At 45.6% G+C, this 17,481-nt stretch carries 14 protein-coding genes; 2 read left to right on the plus strand and 12 right to left on the minus strand.

Features of this window, described 5'->3' with window-relative positions; all coding sequences use genetic code 11:
* Positions 1 to 15 precede the first annotated feature (15 nt).
* The 7 genes from P22_RS05255 to P22_RS05285 form a co-directional block, all read right to left on the minus strand.
* Complete coding sequence (locus tag P22_RS05255) at positions 16 to 3,114, minus strand: efflux RND transporter permease subunit (protein WP_054259177.1); 3,099 nt, start codon at positions 3,112 to 3,114, stop codon at positions 16 to 18.
* A 14-nt stretch (positions 3,115 to 3,128) separates the two neighbouring features.
* The gene (locus P22_RS05260; protein ID WP_054259178.1) at positions 3,129 to 4,223 is read right to left on the minus strand and encodes an efflux RND transporter periplasmic adaptor subunit; all 1,095 of its coding nucleotides are present in this window, start codon (positions 4,221 to 4,223) and stop codon (positions 3,129 to 3,131) included.
* Between the two features lie 119 nt (positions 4,224 to 4,342).
* Positions 4,343 to 4,927: a TetR/AcrR family transcriptional regulator gene (locus P22_RS05265; RefSeq protein ID WP_054259179.1), complete on the minus strand. Its 585-nt coding sequence runs from the start codon at positions 4,925 to 4,927 to the stop codon at positions 4,343 to 4,345.
* Positions 4,928 to 5,021: 94 nt separating this feature from the next.
* Entirely contained in the window at positions 5,022 to 6,212 is a 1,191-nt protein-coding gene (locus P22_RS05270) for an HD domain-containing protein (protein ID WP_054259180.1), read from the minus strand.
* A gap of 32 nt (positions 6,213 to 6,244) precedes the next feature.
* On the minus strand, positions 6,245 to 6,742 hold the full coding sequence (gene msrA, locus P22_RS05275; protein ID WP_054259181.1) for a peptide-methionine (S)-S-oxide reductase MsrA: 498 nt from the start codon (positions 6,740 to 6,742) through the stop codon (positions 6,245 to 6,247).
* 140 nt (positions 6,743 to 6,882) lie between these two features.
* The gene (hisC, locus tag P22_RS05280) at positions 6,883 to 7,947 is read right to left on the minus strand and encodes a histidinol-phosphate transaminase (protein WP_054259182.1); all 1,065 of its coding nucleotides are present in this window, start codon (positions 7,945 to 7,947) and stop codon (positions 6,883 to 6,885) included.
* A 122-nt stretch (positions 7,948 to 8,069) separates the two neighbouring features.
* Positions 8,070 to 8,594 (minus strand): hypothetical protein, encoded by a 525-nt coding sequence (locus tag P22_RS05285; RefSeq protein WP_156318859.1) that lies wholly within the window; start codon positions 8,592 to 8,594, stop codon positions 8,070 to 8,072.
* 128 nt (positions 8,595 to 8,722) lie between these two features.
* Here P22_RS05285 and P22_RS05290 point away from each other — a divergent pair, with 128 nt between their 5' ends.
* Together P22_RS05290 and P22_RS05295 are read left to right on the plus strand one after the other, a co-directional pair.
* A complete protein-coding gene (locus tag P22_RS05290; protein ID WP_082378409.1) occupies positions 8,723 to 9,727 on the plus strand; it encodes a permease in 1,005 nt (334 codons plus the stop codon).
* Positions 9,728 to 9,739: 12 nt separating this feature from the next.
* Positions 9,740 to 10,519 (plus strand): TIGR03943 family putative permease subunit, encoded by a 780-nt coding sequence (locus P22_RS05295; RefSeq protein ID WP_054259184.1) that lies wholly within the window; start codon positions 9,740 to 9,742, stop codon positions 10,517 to 10,519.
* A gap of 116 nt (positions 10,520 to 10,635) precedes the next feature.
* Here P22_RS05295 and P22_RS05300 read toward each other — a convergent pair whose 3' ends face one another.
* From P22_RS05300 to P22_RS05320, 5 genes are all read right to left on the minus strand, one after another.
* Positions 10,636 to 12,522 carry a glycosyl hydrolase 53 family protein gene (locus tag P22_RS05300; RefSeq protein ID WP_054259185.1) on the minus strand — a complete coding sequence of 629 codons (1,887 nt, stop codon included), beginning with the start codon at positions 12,520 to 12,522 and terminating at the stop codon, positions 10,636 to 10,638.
* Between the two features lie 88 nt (positions 12,523 to 12,610).
* Positions 12,611 to 13,975: an S-layer homology domain-containing protein gene (locus P22_RS05305; RefSeq protein ID WP_069972761.1), complete on the minus strand. Its 1,365-nt coding sequence runs from the start codon at positions 13,973 to 13,975 to the stop codon at positions 12,611 to 12,613.
* 55 nt (positions 13,976 to 14,030) lie between these two features.
* Positions 14,031 to 15,461 carry a 6-phospho-beta-galactosidase gene (gene lacG, locus P22_RS05310; protein WP_054259186.1) on the minus strand — a complete coding sequence of 477 codons (1,431 nt, stop codon included), beginning with the start codon at positions 15,459 to 15,461 and terminating at the stop codon, positions 14,031 to 14,033.
* Positions 15,462 to 15,475: 14 nt separating this feature from the next.
* A complete protein-coding gene (locus tag P22_RS05315) occupies positions 15,476 to 17,152 on the minus strand; it encodes a PTS lactose transporter subunit IIBC (RefSeq protein WP_054259187.1) in 1,677 nt (558 codons plus the stop codon).
* Positions 17,153 to 17,175: 23 nt separating this feature from the next.
* Positions 17,176 to 17,481 (minus strand): PTS sugar transporter subunit IIA, encoded by a 306-nt coding sequence (locus P22_RS05320; protein ID WP_304437559.1) that lies wholly within the window; start codon positions 17,479 to 17,481, stop codon positions 17,176 to 17,178.

A 17,481-nucleotide genomic window follows, 5' to 3' on the forward strand; every position in this document is an offset into this window, starting at 1 on the left:
GTTTTGATTATGCATTTACGTTTTTTGCATCCCGCTTTTTCCCCTCCAGAGCCACCGCAGCCTTATGTGAACTTTTCTTTTTTTCACATCATCCAAAAGCGTATATACCACCGGAACCACTACCAGGGTCAGAATGGTCGAAGTAATTAACCCGCCGATAATGGCATGGGCCATTGGCGCCCGCACTTCGGCCCCCGGCCCAATGCCCAGAGCCAGCGGAAGCATTCCGAAAATCATCGCCAGGGTGGTCATCATGATGGGACGCATCCGTACAATAGCAGCGTCAACTAACGCTTGATTGCGATCTGTTCCTTTTTCCATAGACTGTTTGGCGAAGTCAATCAGCAAAATGGCATTTTTAGTAACCAGCCCCATCAGCATGATCACCCCGATCAGTGACATCATGCTAATTGTACTGCTGGCAACCAGCAGCCCCAGCACGGCTCCGATAATGGCCAGCGGCAAGGCCAGCATGATCGCCAATGGGTCGATATAACTTTCAAACTGAGCGGCGAGAACAAAAAAGATGAAAAGCACGGCCAGAGAAAGAGCCATTACGATGCCTGTAAAAGCATCCGCCATCTGCTGCGACTGTCCGGTAGTTACAAACTGGTAACCCTCAGGCAGTTCGACTTGTGCCAGCCGTTTATTGAGCTCGGTGTTAAAATCACCCAGCGTCATGTCCAGCAGATTGGCGCTGATGGTTACCTGATCCTGCCGGTCATAACGTTTGATTTGCGTGGGACTGGTGGAATACACTGTTTCGGTAACCTGTGATAAAGGGACCATTACTGTTTGTCCGGTACTGTCCCGGCTGCTGCCTGACAGATAGATATTGCCCAGATCGGTCAGACTTTTCCGGTCGTCCGGAGCCAGAATCAAACGCACGTCATAAGCATCGTCCGCTTCCTTGTATTGAGTAACGACCGTACCGTTGAACATGGTTTGCAGCGTACTGGAAACATTGGCGGTAGAAACCCCCAAGTCCGATGCTTTGTCACGGTCGACAATGATCTGCACATCCGGTTTACCGGCCTCATAACTGGAGGTAACATCAACGGCTCCCGGTGTGCTTGCCACCACTTGCTCTACCTGCTCAGCAATTCCGGCCAAAACATCCAGGGAAGGCCCCTGAACAACCAACGAAACCGGTTTTCCGCCGGACATACCGGATTTTTTGGAAACACTTACCCGGGCATCCGGCATATCGGCAAATTTTTGCCGTAACTTAACAACGACATCGTTATCGCTGAGTTTCCGGTCTGCCTTGTCCTGTAGTTTGGTAAAAATTGTTATACCATTCACATCCGAAGTACTATAGGTCATGGTTACTTCCGGCAGGGTACGAATCATTTCCGACATGGTGTCAGCAATCGCCCCCACTGCCTGCGGGCTCATGCCCGGGTCCACTTCGGCACTCACGGTAATCTCTCCGCTGTCTGAATCCGGTATAAAGGTCGAGCCTAAAAACGGCATCAAACCTAAGCTTCCAATGAAGAGTACCCCGGCAATCATCATTACCTTCCCCCGGTGACCTAAAGCGTATTTCAAAAATTCACCATACCGTTCGGTCCAATGGTCGAATTTCTGGTTCCACTTTTCCCAAAGCCGCGCCAGACGCCCGTTTGCGGCCGCTTTACGGTCCTCATTCAGATATTTCGCCGACAGAAGCGGTGTCAAGGTGAAGGCAACAAACAGTGATACCAGCACACTGACCGCCACGGTAATGCCAAACTGTTTGAAGAATTGTCCGACGATCCCAGTCATCATACCAACCGGCAGAAATACCGCTACCAAGGTCAAGGTGGTGGCTGTAACAGCCAGTCCAATTTCCGCCGTTCCTTCGGAAGCCGCCGTATATTTATCTTTTCCCATCTCCAGATGCCGGACGATGTTTTCAATAACGACAATCGCATCATCAATCAATAACCCAACGGCCAATGACAGCGCCAGCAGCGACATGGTGTTCAATGTAAAATCCAGGGCTTTCATCGCCAAAAAAGAGGTAATAATCGAAGTGGGAATCGCAATTGCGGAAATCATCGTACTCCGCCAATTCCCCAGGAAAAGAAAGACAATTGCGACGGCCAGAATTCCCCCAAAAATCAGGTTAAATAACACATCATGAATGGAATCGCTAATGTTTTTGGAATTATCCCTGACCATCTCTATCGAAACACCGGCAGGCAAATCTTTTTTCAGTTGCTCCAGTTCTTTTTTCACCTTCTCAACAACCTGAACGGTATTGCTGCCGGATTGTTTCATAATATCCAACCCGACGGCCGGATTGCCGTTTACCGTAGTAATGGATGTTATGCTTTTTGTAGTGTCTTCAACCTGAGCAACATTGTGTACAAATAGCTGCACACCGTCCCGGCGCACAATAGGAAGGTCGAGAATTTCCTTAGGGGAACTAAGACTGCCCATAGTCCGTAAAGTGGTTTCTCTTGAACCGTCGGTAACCTTCCCGCCCGGGGTCTCTATATTTTCATTGCGCAGGCTGTTAATCACCTCTGGAATGGTCAGCCCATAGGCTGCCACTTTATCCTTATCCATATAAATCTGAATCTCACGGTCCACTCCACCTTGCACATTCACTGCGGCAACCCCGTTGATGGCTTCCAGCCGTTCCTGCAACGTATCCTGAGCAATGATAGTCAATTCCCGGAGACTGGCATTGCCGGTTAAGGCTATGGATGCGACCGGACTTTCCGACGGGTCATAGCGAGTCACAATAGGCGCATCGGCATCATCCGGCAAAATTCCCTGCAGGCGTCCCACTTTATCGCGTACATCCTGAGCAGCCGTGGCCGCCGAAGTCTCCATAGTAAACTGGATAACGGTGGTAGAATTTCCTTCACGAACGGTAGATGTGATATGGTCAATTCCCGGGACCACGCTGACCGTTTCTTCCACTTTTTGCGTAACCTTGGACTTTACTTGCTCTGGTGAAGCCCCCGGATAACTTACGGTTACCGCAACCACCGGAATCTCCACATCAGGGTATTCATCTACATCTAGTGAGATATAGCTGAATAAGCCTAAAACGACAAGAGCAAGAATGACAACGGTTGCAAATACCGGACGCTTTAAGCTTATATCAGTAATTTTCATGTCCTTCTCCTTCTTTAAGGCGTTACTTTGACAATTTGTCCGTCTTTCATTTGGTTAACACCACTTATTATCACCTGATCGCCCGCCTGCAGACCATCTTTGATTTGAATCATATCGTCAGTCACATCACCAATTTCCACTTGGTGACGGACCGCTTTTCCTTCTTCCACACTAAACACATAATATAAACCCTGTTTTTGCAGAACCGCTGCCTGCGGAATACTCAGCACTTGTACCGGATCGCCTGTATCCAGCCGGATTTTGGCAAACATGCCTGACCTTAGCGCACCGTCAGCATTATCCACTTTTATCTTAGTGCGGAACATCCGATTGCCCGATCCGGCCTCCGGATTCATGCCCTCCACAGTTCCGGCAAACACCTTATCGGCATAAGCGTCAACCCGCACTTTAGCAGTTTGACCAACTTTAACCCGGCCGATATCTTTTTGTTCAATATTAACAACAGCGTGAATCTGACTAATATCCTGTACTACCATTAAGGCTGCCCCCGGCGAAACAACCTGACCGACAGTAACCGCTTTATTGGCCACCACTCCGTCCACCGGCGACGTTACGACCCCGTAGCCTAATTGCTGTTTTGCATTATTAAGGCTGGCGGCCGCACTGGATAAATCAGCTTCCGCACTTTTCCGTTTTGCCTCTGCCGTATCCAATTGCTGCTTAGAAACAGCCCCCTGGCTGAACAATTTTTGATAGCGGTTATAATCGGCAAGCGCTAAATCATAATTTACCTGCGCTTTCGTTACCGCATCCTGAGCAGTACGCACCGCATTCTTTAGTTCCACGCTTTCCAGCGAAACCAGCGGATCACCGATTTTCACCTGTTGTCCTTCCTCTACCAGCACCGCATCAACCCTGCCGGAAATTTTAGCACTAATGGTCGCCGAGGTTTTTCCTTCAATCGTGCCGCTAAGCTCTAAACCCGGCACAACCTCCTGATACTGTGCCGCTGCCACGCGTACGGCTACCCCGCTATCCTCTTGTGTTTGTAATTTTTTTTCAGAAAATACCCCGCTGCGAAAAATCAGCATCAGGATAATAAACAACAAAACCGGTATCATCCAAAATTTAAATCTAAACCCCTTCATTTACGGAATGTCCTCCCTTATCTAATTCGGATACCAGTTTCACCGCATACATTTCCCCGGGGATACATACCTACCGGTAGGTATGTATCCCCCGCACTACCACAACGTAATATGATCCTTTATGCACTGATTAACTTCCAAAAATTATCCGCCATCTGCCGGCGAATGGCTAAACTGTTCAGTTTCTCCCCCAGTGAGACCTGCCCGTTAATCACAGCCAGAATCATAACCGCTAAAGCACGGGTATTCGCCTCTTTGCGGATTTCTCCCTGCGCTATTGCCCGCTCCAGTTTCTGCTCAATCGCAGAACAGACGGTAAGATGGTTGCGATCAATTCTTTCCTGCAATTTCGGATAATGACTCATGACTTCCAATATAAAACTAGCATGGTTAGTACGATAATCCCCCTCGCCAAGTGTAAGAAGCTGACGGGCATACACCGCAAGCTCCTGTTCCACCAAAATGGCGTATAGCGTATCTTTTAAAGGCACGGGACTTTGAAATAGCCTAAGGCACTTTTCCTCCATCCGGTCAAATAAGTAGTATACTGCAGCCGCTAAAAGTTCCTCCTTGCCGGAGAAATAATGATAAATGGCTCCCTTGGTCATGCCTGCGGCTTTAGCCACATCAGCCAGTGAAACATACTTGTACCCCCGCAGCAAAAACAAGCGCAGCGCCATACTGGTTATGTTATCTTTGGTCACAAAAATCGCTCCCCCTAAGCCGCCATACCTACCGGATGGTATGTAATTATTATCATATATCTTTGCCCCACTGTCAATTACCATTTTATGACAATTACTTAAAATAATCAAATAGTTGTCCAAAATCAACATCGGCAATTACTTTGTTCTGATAAAGCTGATACAGCGTCTCTATGCCGTCCTGCAAATGGCGCGACATAATGCCATGCGCTTTGGACAAATTGGCTTCCATATAGGCCGCCAAATGGTCACAGGCTTTTATAAATTCCCCGTCAATCGGCGAATACCGGTTCTGATTATACAACCGGCCAATATCTGCGGAACTGACCACTTTTACCTGGCCATTCAGTATAATCTTACTGGTAAATTCATTTTGCAGAAAATAATTCAGTTCACTCTGCCACGAAGCCGGTACTAAGGGAAATATTTTTTCCTGTACCTGACGATTTTCAATCTGCTTAATCAGTTCATCCAGTCCGGCTACCGCTCTTTTTACCGGTGAAACTATATCGCGCGTTAAAACCTCCGGCAAATCATGAAACAGCCCGGCAAAATAATTGTTAACAGCCCTTTGGTCACAGGCCTTTACTTCCAGTGAAATTAAGTAGGACATTATAGCCACAATCAGCATATGGCCCATAACCGAAGTTTCCGGCACCCTGGGTGACTGTGCCCAGCGCTGCTGAAACCGGAGTTGGCCGACTAAGTTGATAAAATGATTGGTTTTTTTCCCCAGACTGACTTTTTGCACTCCAATCAGGTCGTAATGTTCCTCAATTTCATTTTCAATTCTGGCTTGCGTCTCATCCAGGCCGTATATATTGGAATTTAGATTGCGAATAATTTGAAACTCCCAGTGAGTCGCCAGATAATGCGCAGCTTTTAATATTTTCTTTTCCAGCCTCCAGCAATTGGGGTCGGTAAGATATTGGGCAAAACGATCACGAAATTCCTGCCCCAGGCACTCAATACGCGGCTCAAGTTCGGCAAGCACCCAGGTATTGAGCTGTTTGCCATGACTGGCCATCAGTTCATGGTAAACCGGCGGTTTAATATCCGTAAGAACAATACGGTGCAAAAACTCAAAAAAGCCGCCTTCTATAATTCCCCGCCAATTTATTCTTGCATCACGCGCCCCTTCTTCAAAGCGGGCTAAGCAATAGGCAATAACCATTTTCTGCGCCTGCTTGTCCAGTTCCGTAAATCCCTTGGGCCGAATATGATCATTCCAGCGTTGAATATGGGCACTTTCATGAATAAACTCCAGCAACGTCTTACGAATCATACTATCCCCTCCCCTCAACAATCCAAGCCGGATTATCTTCTCTCTTCCGGTATGGCTTTAGTCAGGTCAACATGGCAATAACCGCCCGGGGTATTTTTTAGATAATCCTGGTGATAATCTTCCGCCCGATAAAAACAAGCAAGCGGCTCTATTTCCACTACAATCGGTGCTTCATACGCGGTCTGCCTGGTTTTGATAAACTCTTCAATAACCGGTTTATCCTGCTTATCTAAAAAATAAATACCGGTACGGTACTGTGTACCACAATCGGCTCCCTGACAATTCAGACTGGTAGGATCAATAATTCGAAAAAAATGTTCCAGTACTTTGGTTAATGGTAACGTTTTTTCATCATATGTCAGTTCACAGATTTCAGCATGTCCGGTAGTGCCGGAGCATACCTGCTCGTAACTGGGGTTGACCGCCTGCCCCTGCCCATAGCCTACCGTTGTATCCAGTACGCCTCTCAACTGCTGAAAATACGCCTCAACACCCCAGAAACATCCCCCGGCCAGCCAAAGCTTCTTCATGTCAGACACCTTCTTTGTAATTGGTAAGTTGCATTAAAACGTAACGCTACAGAAGTGACAGGCTGATAGCAGCTACAAATTCATTTTATATTCATTGGTACAGCAATTATAGGGCACAAAATAACTACAAATACGGCAAATCAAGATTTATGTACGATTTTCTGCAGCACCGCTACAAATTGATCCATCTCCTCATCAGAACCAATACTAACCCGTAAATAATTATTAATCCGTGGCTTGTTAAAGTATCTCACTAAAACGCCATAATCCCGAAGCTGCCTAAAAATAACTTCGGCGGCCATCTCAGGATGGCTGATAAAGATAAAATTGGCAGCAGAAGGCACAACGGTAAAACCGGCAGACTGTAACACGGCAACTACCCGCTCTCTGGTCGCCATGATTTTTCCCCGGGTTGTTTGAAAATAAGCTTCGTCCTGAAAAGATTCCCTGGCACCGGCCAGAGCAACCCGGTCCAATGTATAGGAGTTGATGGAATTTTTTACCCGGTCCAAAGCCTCAATCAACGCCCCCTGACCGAGAGCAAACCCTATGCGCAGACCGGCCAGTGAACGGGATTTGGAAAAAGTCTGAACAACGAGCAGATTAGCGTATTGATTGATTAAACGTACGGCCGACTCTCCGCCGAAGTCGATATAAGCTTCATCGACAATGACCACACGCTCGCTATTTTCCCGGATTATTTTCTCCACGGCTTCCAATTCTAAGTAGCGGCCCGTAGGAGCATTGGGATTGGGAAAAATAATGCCGCCATTATTCTGCAAGAACTTTTCTGCCGGGATGGAAAAATCGTCGTTTAACGAAACCGTCCGGTAATCAATATGAAACAACGAAGCGTAAACCGGGTAAAAACTGTATGTAATATCCGGAAACAGGATCGGTTCTCCGGGATTGAAATAAGCCAAGAAGCAAAAAGCCAGTACTTCATCCGAGCCATTGCCGACAAAAACCTGCTCTTTCGTCAACCCATGATAATTGGCGATGCATTGCCTGAGGTCATCACAAGTTGGCGTAGGATATAATCGTAAATCTTCGCCAGCTGCCGCTTTCATGGCCAGCATAGCCTTTGGTGAAGGCGGATAGGGATTTTCATTGGTATTTAACTTGATATATTGCTTATCTTGGGGCTGCTCGCCCGGCACATACGGCTCCAAAGTCCGAACCACTTTGCTCCAATATTTGCTCATAAAACTCCAGTCTCCTCTGCCAGATATAATACCCATATTGTAAGCTTATTGTATCACATTCCCCGCAGGACGCAACGATCTTGCCGGAAATAGACAGAGAAATATCTCAAAAATTCCGGGGATTAATACACGCGCAAGAAATCGCCGATAGTCCGGGCTGTCGTAATCAGCTTATTTTGAGGCTTATCTTTATTATAGGCCTGAAGCAGCTTTTTATCATTGGCTTTCGCATATCGGAGAACGGCTGTATAGTAATATTCATTGGTCGTTTCCGGTATAACCGGATCCCACAGGGACGGTTCATAAACATTAGCCGTCTGGTAAAGTATCCGTCCGCTGCCGGTATAACCAATCCTGTCCAGTACCAGGATTTCCCGTTTATCTTTACGCAGGAGATAATGATTCAGGCTATAGGACTGGTCATAATCATCAGGAGAAGTTTTAATCCAGACACTAATCCATACTTCCCGGCTGTAAGGATCTTTTTCATAGCTTATGGTTTCCGTATCAAACTGGGCTATCGTCGCCCCATCCGACTGTATATCCTCAAATCGGCCAGTCGTCTGAGCTGCTGTGAAGAAAGGCAGGCACAACAAAAAAGCAAATGCCAGCAACCCCACCTGACTCATCCGTTTATTCCATCTCATTGCATCACACACCGTCCTTTATCATAACATAGTATCTTACAGCATATTATTCACCAAAATTCACCAAAAACCCTCCTTTTCCCCACGTTGTTCCCTTTTGGCATATTTCCGTATACTGCCGCATACACATGCTAGTAGCCTTATTTAGTTCACTTTTTTACAGGAGGGGAACCGCACTGGATGACTTGTTCTTTTTTACATCATACTATCTGCACTCCATAGACTGGAGTAAGCTGATCAACTTTAAAATAATACTGTTCAGCATCCTCATCGAAGCCTTTCCGTTCATTCTGCTTAGTGTGCTGCTATCCGCCCTGATCAATAACTTTGTATCCGAGGATATCCTGCAACGATTCACACCAAAAAACAAACTGCTGGGCCTCTTCTTGGCTTCCGGTATCGGCATCTTTTTCCCCGTGTGCGATTGCGGAATGGTTCCCATTGTGCGCCGTTTAATTGCCAAAGGAGTCCCTCTTTATTTCGCCGTAACTTTTATGCTGGCCGTGCCCATTATCAACCCGGTCGTGGGCGCAGCCACAGGTTTTGCTTTTAACGGTAACAGTACCGTTGTTATATACCGGCTAGCTGCCGCTTTTTTCACCGCCTGCCTGACAGGAATTTTGCTGGGCAGTTTTTGGGGCCGGAACGCCTTAAGGCAAGGGGATCATGCATCCGACAACCCTGGCCATTGCGGTTGTCATTCCCTGCCTGCAAGCAGGCGTCTTTCCATTACCGGCAAACTGATCCAGACACTGCGCGACGCCGGAGACGAATTTTTTGAAATGGGAAAATATCTTCTTCTCGGTGCCATGTTAAGTGCTTTATTTCAAATTCTGCTGCCCCGCGAAGTCTTACTGCCTTTAGGCAGCCATCCACTATTTTCCATCGCTTTTATGATGCTGTTTGCTTTTGGCAGTTCCGTCTGTTCCTCCGCGGATGCCTTTATCGCCGCTTCCTTCAGCAACAGTTTTTCTCTAGGGTCCCTTATTGCTTTTATGGTTTTCGGACCGATGATTGATGCCAAGAATCTCCTGATGCTGCTGCATGCTTTTCGGCCCCGCTTTGTAGTCACCCTAACTGCCGTTGCAGCCGTATTGTGTGCCGGATTATCCTACCTAATTAATATCTTATAGGAGGAGCTTAAATTGGAACCAAGGAAACACAAAAAAAGCAATTCCCCTGCCGATGCTCTGCTGCGTTTTTCACTGCTGTTAGGGTTCATTAGCCTCTTTGTCTGGTTGGATATGACAGAACAATTTTCCCTGTATATCAATCCCCGCTTTATTACATTGGTCCAATATTCCTATTGGCTGCTGCTCCCTCTGCTTGTGGTTCAGTTTTTTGACTTGCTGTTGCCGGACGACCGGATCCGTCCGTCCGGCTGCAGCAGGTATATTCCTTTTTGTATTATATTAACATTGGCCGTTTGCCTGCCTGACAATACGTTAAATGCCTCTCTGGTCAGCAGCAAGGGCCTAAACCAGCAAAAAGCCGTACTGAATACTGCTTCTCCTAAAACTGAAATGCCCCGTCCCCTCAAGCAAGAACTGCAACAGGCGGAGCTCATCCGGGTTACCGACCGCAATTATACGGAAGTAATGAGTGAAATCAATGAATTTCCCCAGGACTATACCGGCAAGCAGGTGACATTGACCGGCTTTGTTTTTCGCAGTCCCGGTCTGGCTGAAAACCAGTTGTCGCTGGTCCGTTATGTCATTGTCTGCTGCGTGGCCGATGCATTGCCTTACGGCGTTATGTGCGAGACAGATGATGCCAAACAATATCCGGACGGTACCTGGTTGACCGGGAAAGGTACCCTGGAAATGAGTCACTATAAAGGACAAACAACCCCTGTGTTAAAATTGACATCCATACAGGTAATAAAAGAGCCGGAAAAGCCGTACGTCTTTCCCTATGATGATTAATAGAATTCATTCAAAACCGGATGGCCTGAAGGGTTTGCAATCTGCTTAACCTTCAGGCCATCCGGGAAAACATTATATCACTGCTTAATAGGGTATGCCAAGGCAACCCACGAAAGTTATTCTATGGCGTTTTCTTGAATATACAACGTAACATCATCCAGTGAACCCCAGTTTCCAGCATTCGCTTCGTTGTACATTCCGATAGTAATTTTGCCGCTGGTCACAGGGATACCTTTAATCGTCCACTGATGCCATTTGTTCCAGCCGTCGTTTTTTATTTCCGCTGTTAATTTTTCTCCGCCATAATCAGCGGCAAACAACTGCATGCTTTTTTCGCCGCCACCGCCTTGTGTCCAACCGGATAAAGTATATTTGCCCTTCTTTAAACCGGTGATCGTCTGCTTTACTGTGAATTTAAACGTTTTATCCGCCCAGTAGTGAAGCGCGTATTTATCACGGACATCCCCAGATGAACTGCTTATATTTACAGCACCGGTATCACCCTCGATTGCCCAGTTATCAAAGTTATTGATTTCAAACCCCGAATTTCTAACTAAATTGACTTTATTATCTACTGTGATCCGGGCAGTTGCAGTTAGCGGAGTCCTCGCGACTGTTCCGTATAAAGTGTAGTGACCGACTTTATCATAGACGGTGCCGGGGTTATTCCAGCTAACCGGAACAGCTTTGACTGAATCGTCGCTATAACGTACGCTGACGACTTTCGGCATATCCAAAGACTGGTTAACACTGGCTTTAACCTCAACCGGGTATGCCTCTTCCATTACCGCTTCCACATAACGTCCGTTCGGATCAGCTGCGCGGTTAAATACATCCATGGATTCCAAAACCTTGCCGTCGAAATCAAACATGGCCTGGTTTTCCCATTCATTGCCTTCCCCGGTTTTCCATGGGGCTTGGGGATTCGGAATCCAGTCAGGCTCCCAATAAAAAATCCCTAATCCCTTTTTGCCCGGTACTTTAACTACCGCCTCCATCACATTACGGATACAGGTTGCCTGTCCCTGCACGCTTGCTTTATAGCCGCTCAGTTTTTCTTCCGGCGCACCAAAAGCATTTTTTTGTGTATCCGCATTGTCCAGCGTAAAGCCATAGGCGGTTTCCACGACAATAACGTCTTTATTGTAACGGGCACTGATATCGTTCATATTATTTTGCAGTTGTTCCAGCGTACCGTGCCAAACAGGATAATACGACAAGCCGATAATATCAAAGTCATTAACTTTTTGATTTTTCGTCATTTCATCGAAAAAGCTGCGGTAAAGTCCGTTATCGCCGCCGTTGGCGAGATGAATCATGAGCTTGGTATAGTGTTCACTGTCCACATCTCTAACTGCCCTTAACCCGGCTTTCACCAATCCGGCAAAAACTTTGTAGCCACCGGCATTGGAGCCTGTAAGTTGACCTTCAGGCCAGAGCATACCGTTATTCAGTTCATTACCAATCTGCACCATTTCCGGCATAATTCCCCGGGCTTTAAAATCCTGCATTACTTTTTTGGTAAATTCATAAACATCCTTTTCAAGCTGTTTACCGCTATGATTGGCCCATGCAGCCGGTTTATTTTGTTTACCGGGATCTGCCCACCAGTCGCTATAATGGAAGTCAATCAAGACTTTCATACCTAGTTTTTTGGCACGAGCCGCCATTTCCAGGGCTTTCGCCTCATCGGTGTTGCCGCCGCCAACTTCCAAGCCGTTGACTTCAGGATTATTCCAGATTCTCAGGCGAACCCAGTTAATTCCGTGCTCTTTTAGTATCTCCATGCAATCTCTTGCGACACCGTTATCATCATAAAATTTACTTCCGGTCATTTCAAGTTGTTTGAGCATGGAAATATCCGCACCTTTAATGAAATCCGGACTGATTCCAACAATCGGATTAACCTGAATACTCTCTGCCGCAGCGTTCAAAGTGCATAACATTGTATAACCAAATACCAAGGCCGCTAAAACTAGAGAAGGCAAAATTTTTCTTTTCATATTCTCACTCCTTTACTTTCTCCTTGTCAAAGTACTTTTATCATTACATTATGACCTCAAGACACGATTACATATGTTTTTACTGCATTTAGAAACTAAACGATAAAGATGCGTTATATGAAGGTTTATAAGAATCAAACCCGGCACGGCCTGAATCATAGGGTTTAAGCTTATAATAGTTAATTTCTAAATTGGTATTGGCTGCCAGCATATAGCTTACGCCAACCCCCCAGCCCTTCTGACCGTCATTACCCAGTCCGTCGCCTCCGCTTATATTTAATATATGCCCCCAGCCCGTCGAGTCTATTGCCCAATTGCCAAACTTCAGGTATTCTAAATACACATTATATGTATTTGCTTTGTTCCATTGCTGATTTCCCCAAGTCAGCCGGCTCCACCAGCCATTTTTTTGCGCATTATCCGGCAGTCCGGCGGCCCGGTTCGTAACACCTTCAGCAAGTAGATTTAATTTATCACTCAATTGCGTTTTAAAGCCGTAAGCATATTGCTTTAACATAAACGGTGCTTTCCAGGTACCATTGCCGTAATCATCCCGGTTAAGGTTTACCGTATTATCCGAATTGCTGGTTTTCAAATAGGCAAGCGTGGCTGTGGTACGGTCATTGACCGGTACGCTGATATTAGCTAAAAAGGCATTCATGGAATAGTCCCGCCAGTTTTCCGCCGTCAAATCACCCCAGCCTGCAGATATTTGGGCCTTGCCCAAATCATAAGTCGCATAAATACCGTCAACCGGGTTGTCCCACCAGATAACCCCCTGCCCCAGGCTGACAGCAATTCGACCGGCGGCCACGTTTAAATTATCATGATTCCAATTCAAGCCCAGCAAATCAAGATAGGCACTATTGTGCTGACCTTGCGCATTATGATACTCACCCCAGCCGGTATCCTGATTCGTCGTATTTTCCATTTTAACCCGCCCGATGACACTGACATTCTCTGCGGGGGTTCCATAAAAGCCCAGACGAACCCTTTGCTGAATTCTCTTGGAATTTCCATACTTACTGTCATCTCTTATATCATTATTATAATTTTTTTGATAACGGAACCTGGCGTCACCATACCATTTAAAAGAGGACATGTTATTTTCCACATTAGTCAGACGAACACCTAGGTTTTTCAGTTCGTCCGAAAATTCATTCGCCAGTTTCTCCAGTGCCGCCTTATCTTCAGCGTCTGCTTTTTCCTCATTCGACATTGCCTTAGCTACAAGCTCGGCCATTTCGTAACGGGTGATTGCTTTTTCACCGCGGAAATCCTCATCCCCATATCCGTCAATCAGCCCTTCATGCACTAACTTTTCAACCGCCGGATAGGCCCAATGATCTTTGGGCACACTGGAAAACGGATTGGTAGCAGCAAACGCGATACCTGAAAAACTAAAAATACTAAAAACAAGAGTAACGGCAAGAAACTTCCTTCTCGCTTTCATCGCAATCGAACTTCCTCTCAATATAATTTTTCTGGACGATTTGTTTATGATGAAGTTAGAATTCTTGAATTTCATCTCCTTTCAGCAGACGCTTTGTTTGCGACATTTTTTTATACCAAAAGGCACTTTTTTTAGGATAACGCTGTTGTGTTGCAAAATCCACATAAAACAAACCGTAGCGTTTATTAAACCCATTTGACCAGGAAAGCATATCCAGCAACGACCATACATAATACCCTTTAACAACTACCCCCTCTTGAATCGCTTTCAAAAGCACCTCCAGGTGTTTATAAATGTATTCGATCCGCGGCGTATCATCAATTTTCCCGTCAATAAAATCGTCTTTATACCCCATGCCGTTCTCTGTAATATAGATTTTTTTATAGTTCGGATATTCTCGTTTGATCCGGTGAAGCATGTTATACATACCTTGCGGATAAATAGGCCAGTCCCAATCCGTTGTTTCCACTTCCGGATTGCCAACACGGGCGCCGATTCCTTTTAACCCGAATACGCTTGTTCCTTTTTCACCTGTGCCGTTATGATAAATGCGGCTTTCGCCTTCATAGGCTTGCAAAAAATGGCTGGAATAATAATTCATGCCAAGAAAATCAATCTTTTGCGCAGCTTCCCGGAGGATCTGCATATCACCATTTTCCATCGTGAATGAACCACGATTCTGCATTAATATATCCTGCACCGTCGCCAGTGTTTCGGCTTCATATCCGCCTTTAAAACATGCGTCGAGCATGAAACGATTGGCCAGCATATCGTCCAAATAAGCTGCACGCTGGTCCTCAGGCTTATCGCTGATGGGGCATTTTCCTTCCAACGTATGGACAATGCCGATTTCCCCGGGCAGGTTCATACTTTTATAAAGCAACAGTACTCTTGCATGGGCAATCATCATATTATGCATGATTTGTACTGCTTTCGGGATGTCGTATTGAATGCTTGGCGGGAAATTTCCGATAATATAGCCATTCTGGGCAACAGCCCAAGGTTCATTAAAGGTGGCCCATTTCTTTACGCGATCACCAAAATGGTCAAAGCAAACTTTTGCATATCTAACGAAATGGTCAATATTTTCGCGATTTAGCCAATCTCCATTTTGAAATAAACTCTGCGGCGTATCAAAATGATGTAAAGTGACAAATGGATCTACACCATTTGCCAAGCACTCGTCGATCAAACCGTTATAATAAGCAAGCCCCTGATGATTCACCTCTCCACTGCCATCGGAAATCACTCTGCTCCAGGAAATCGAAATTCTAATACCGTTTACACCAAACTGATTCGCTACATGCAGATCGTCTTTATATTTATGATAAAAATCACTGGCAACATCACCGTTAAATCTGCTGCCCGGCCGACTGAGATATTCATCCCAGCAGCAAGGCCCACGGCCATCCTCTTTCGCTCCTCCTTCCACCTGATAAGCGGCTGTCGCTCCTCCAAATATGAAATCATCGGCAAACTTTTTCATGATCGGCTTCCTTTCTAATTATGGATTGAATTTAAAACGAAATGTAATGCGGCTTCCGGATCTCGCGTCAATTTAACATATTCCGCCCCGGAAGTTGTTGCAGATTTTACCCCTTTCGCGTCACAGTCACGTTTTAGCTCTTCATACATGGATGCCATCTGCGGCGCCAATACAATTAGATCAAAATCTGTCATTTTCTCTTTATGCTGCCCGTAGGCCATAGCAATCGAGTCTAAGTTCACATTTTTTTCTTTTGCACCTTTTGTTATGGATTTTGCCAGCATACTACTGGTGGCTCCGCTCGCACAAAGTACCAGCACCGACAATTCCTTACCTTCATGCTTTACTAATTCTACTTTGTTTGCAACTGCTTCTTCAAAAATGGCTTGTTTAATAGTGACAGCCGGCACTGCTTCATCATGCAATTCCAGTTCTCTTGCTATTAGTTGCCTGTCGTATACTTTGAAAAACGGATAATATACGATTGCATCGACAATCAGTAAAAGCGGCGCCAATACAAACGACAGTTTGGCAAAACCAGTACCTAAGATTAAGCCGATTGTGCCGGGGGTCGTCCACGGGAGAATGTAAACAAAACCATTCATACCTAAGTTGTCGATAAAAAATTTAAACAACCACACATTTAATACCGGAGTCAAAATGAACGGTACAAAAAATACCGGGTTTAACACAATGGGAGCGCCAAAGAGAATGGGCTCATTGACGGCAAAAGTAACCGGTACGATCGAAGTCTTGCCCACCGCTTTCAACTGTTTTGACTTGGCCATAAAGGCGCACATAGCTGCAAACATTAAGGTGGCACCCGTACCGCCTAACGTTGCTACGAAATAAGAGGTCCCATGGGTTAGTGCATAGGACGCATGTTCGCCGGCTTGAAATAATTTCAAATTCGCTTCAATATTCGCAATATAAATTGCCGTCACAGCAGGCTCTACAATAGATGGGCCATGGATACCAGTAAACCAGAACATAGCCATAGCACCATATATAACGGCTAAACCAATATACCCATCGGCGGCAGTAAACAACGGTTTGAAAATTTCTAGAATCCAAGCACTGAAAACCATTCCCGTAATACCTTTAAATACAATGCTGAACAGCCAGAAAAATAAAACCGAAACCGCCAGGGGAATCAAATCGGCAAAAGTCTGCGATATGTTATGCGGAACTTCTTCCGGCATTTTAATCGTAATATTCTTTTTTACACAAAACTTATAAATATTCGGAATAATGAAAGCAACAAAAAAGGCCGATAACAACCCCTTGGTTCCCATGTATTCGCTCGAAAATCCGCCCTTAATGGAATCAACGCTCAACAATAAGAAACAACAAATAGCTACAATCATGACCGAAACCGGATTGATCTGTCTCAACTTCGGTAAAAGATTATTAAATTTGTCCGTCAGGCTCTTGGCAATCGTCGCAACCATTAAAACCGATAATATCCCCATGGAATAATTGTAAGCCCGCCACAGTACGGCACTGATATGATCTGGCCAAACGTAACCGAAAATATCCGGTACACAGGCCACCAGGATAAACATGCTGGAAAATAAAACAACCGGTATACAACTAACAAAACCATCCCTGACCGCCCTTAAATAAGGATTATTTGAAACCTGCTCAAAAAATGGCTTCATTGTTTCGATCAACTGAATTATTTTTTCCATGTCACTTCAACTCTCTTTCTTTATCATTTTTTGTACAAATTAACCAGGCTTTTAACAAGGTCTCTCAACAGCATCACCGTCATTAAATGATCCTGGGCATGCACCATCAAAAAGCTCATGTCTAATTTTTCACCCGCGGCTTCTTTCTGCAACATAGCCGTCTGGGTATTATGAGCTTGGGTAATCAAATCATTCCCCTCCTGAATCAAGCTTTCTACCTTGCCATACTCCCCCCGGCTTGCCGCTTCCAAAGCTTCCATATACTTTGATCGGGCATCCCCCGCATAAGCCACAATTTCCACTGTAATCATTTGCAATTCTTCATCCAC

This window comes from Propionispora sp. 2/2-37, from assembly GCF_001298735.1.
GTDB lineage: Bacteria > Bacillota > Negativicutes > Propionisporales > Propionisporaceae > Propionispora.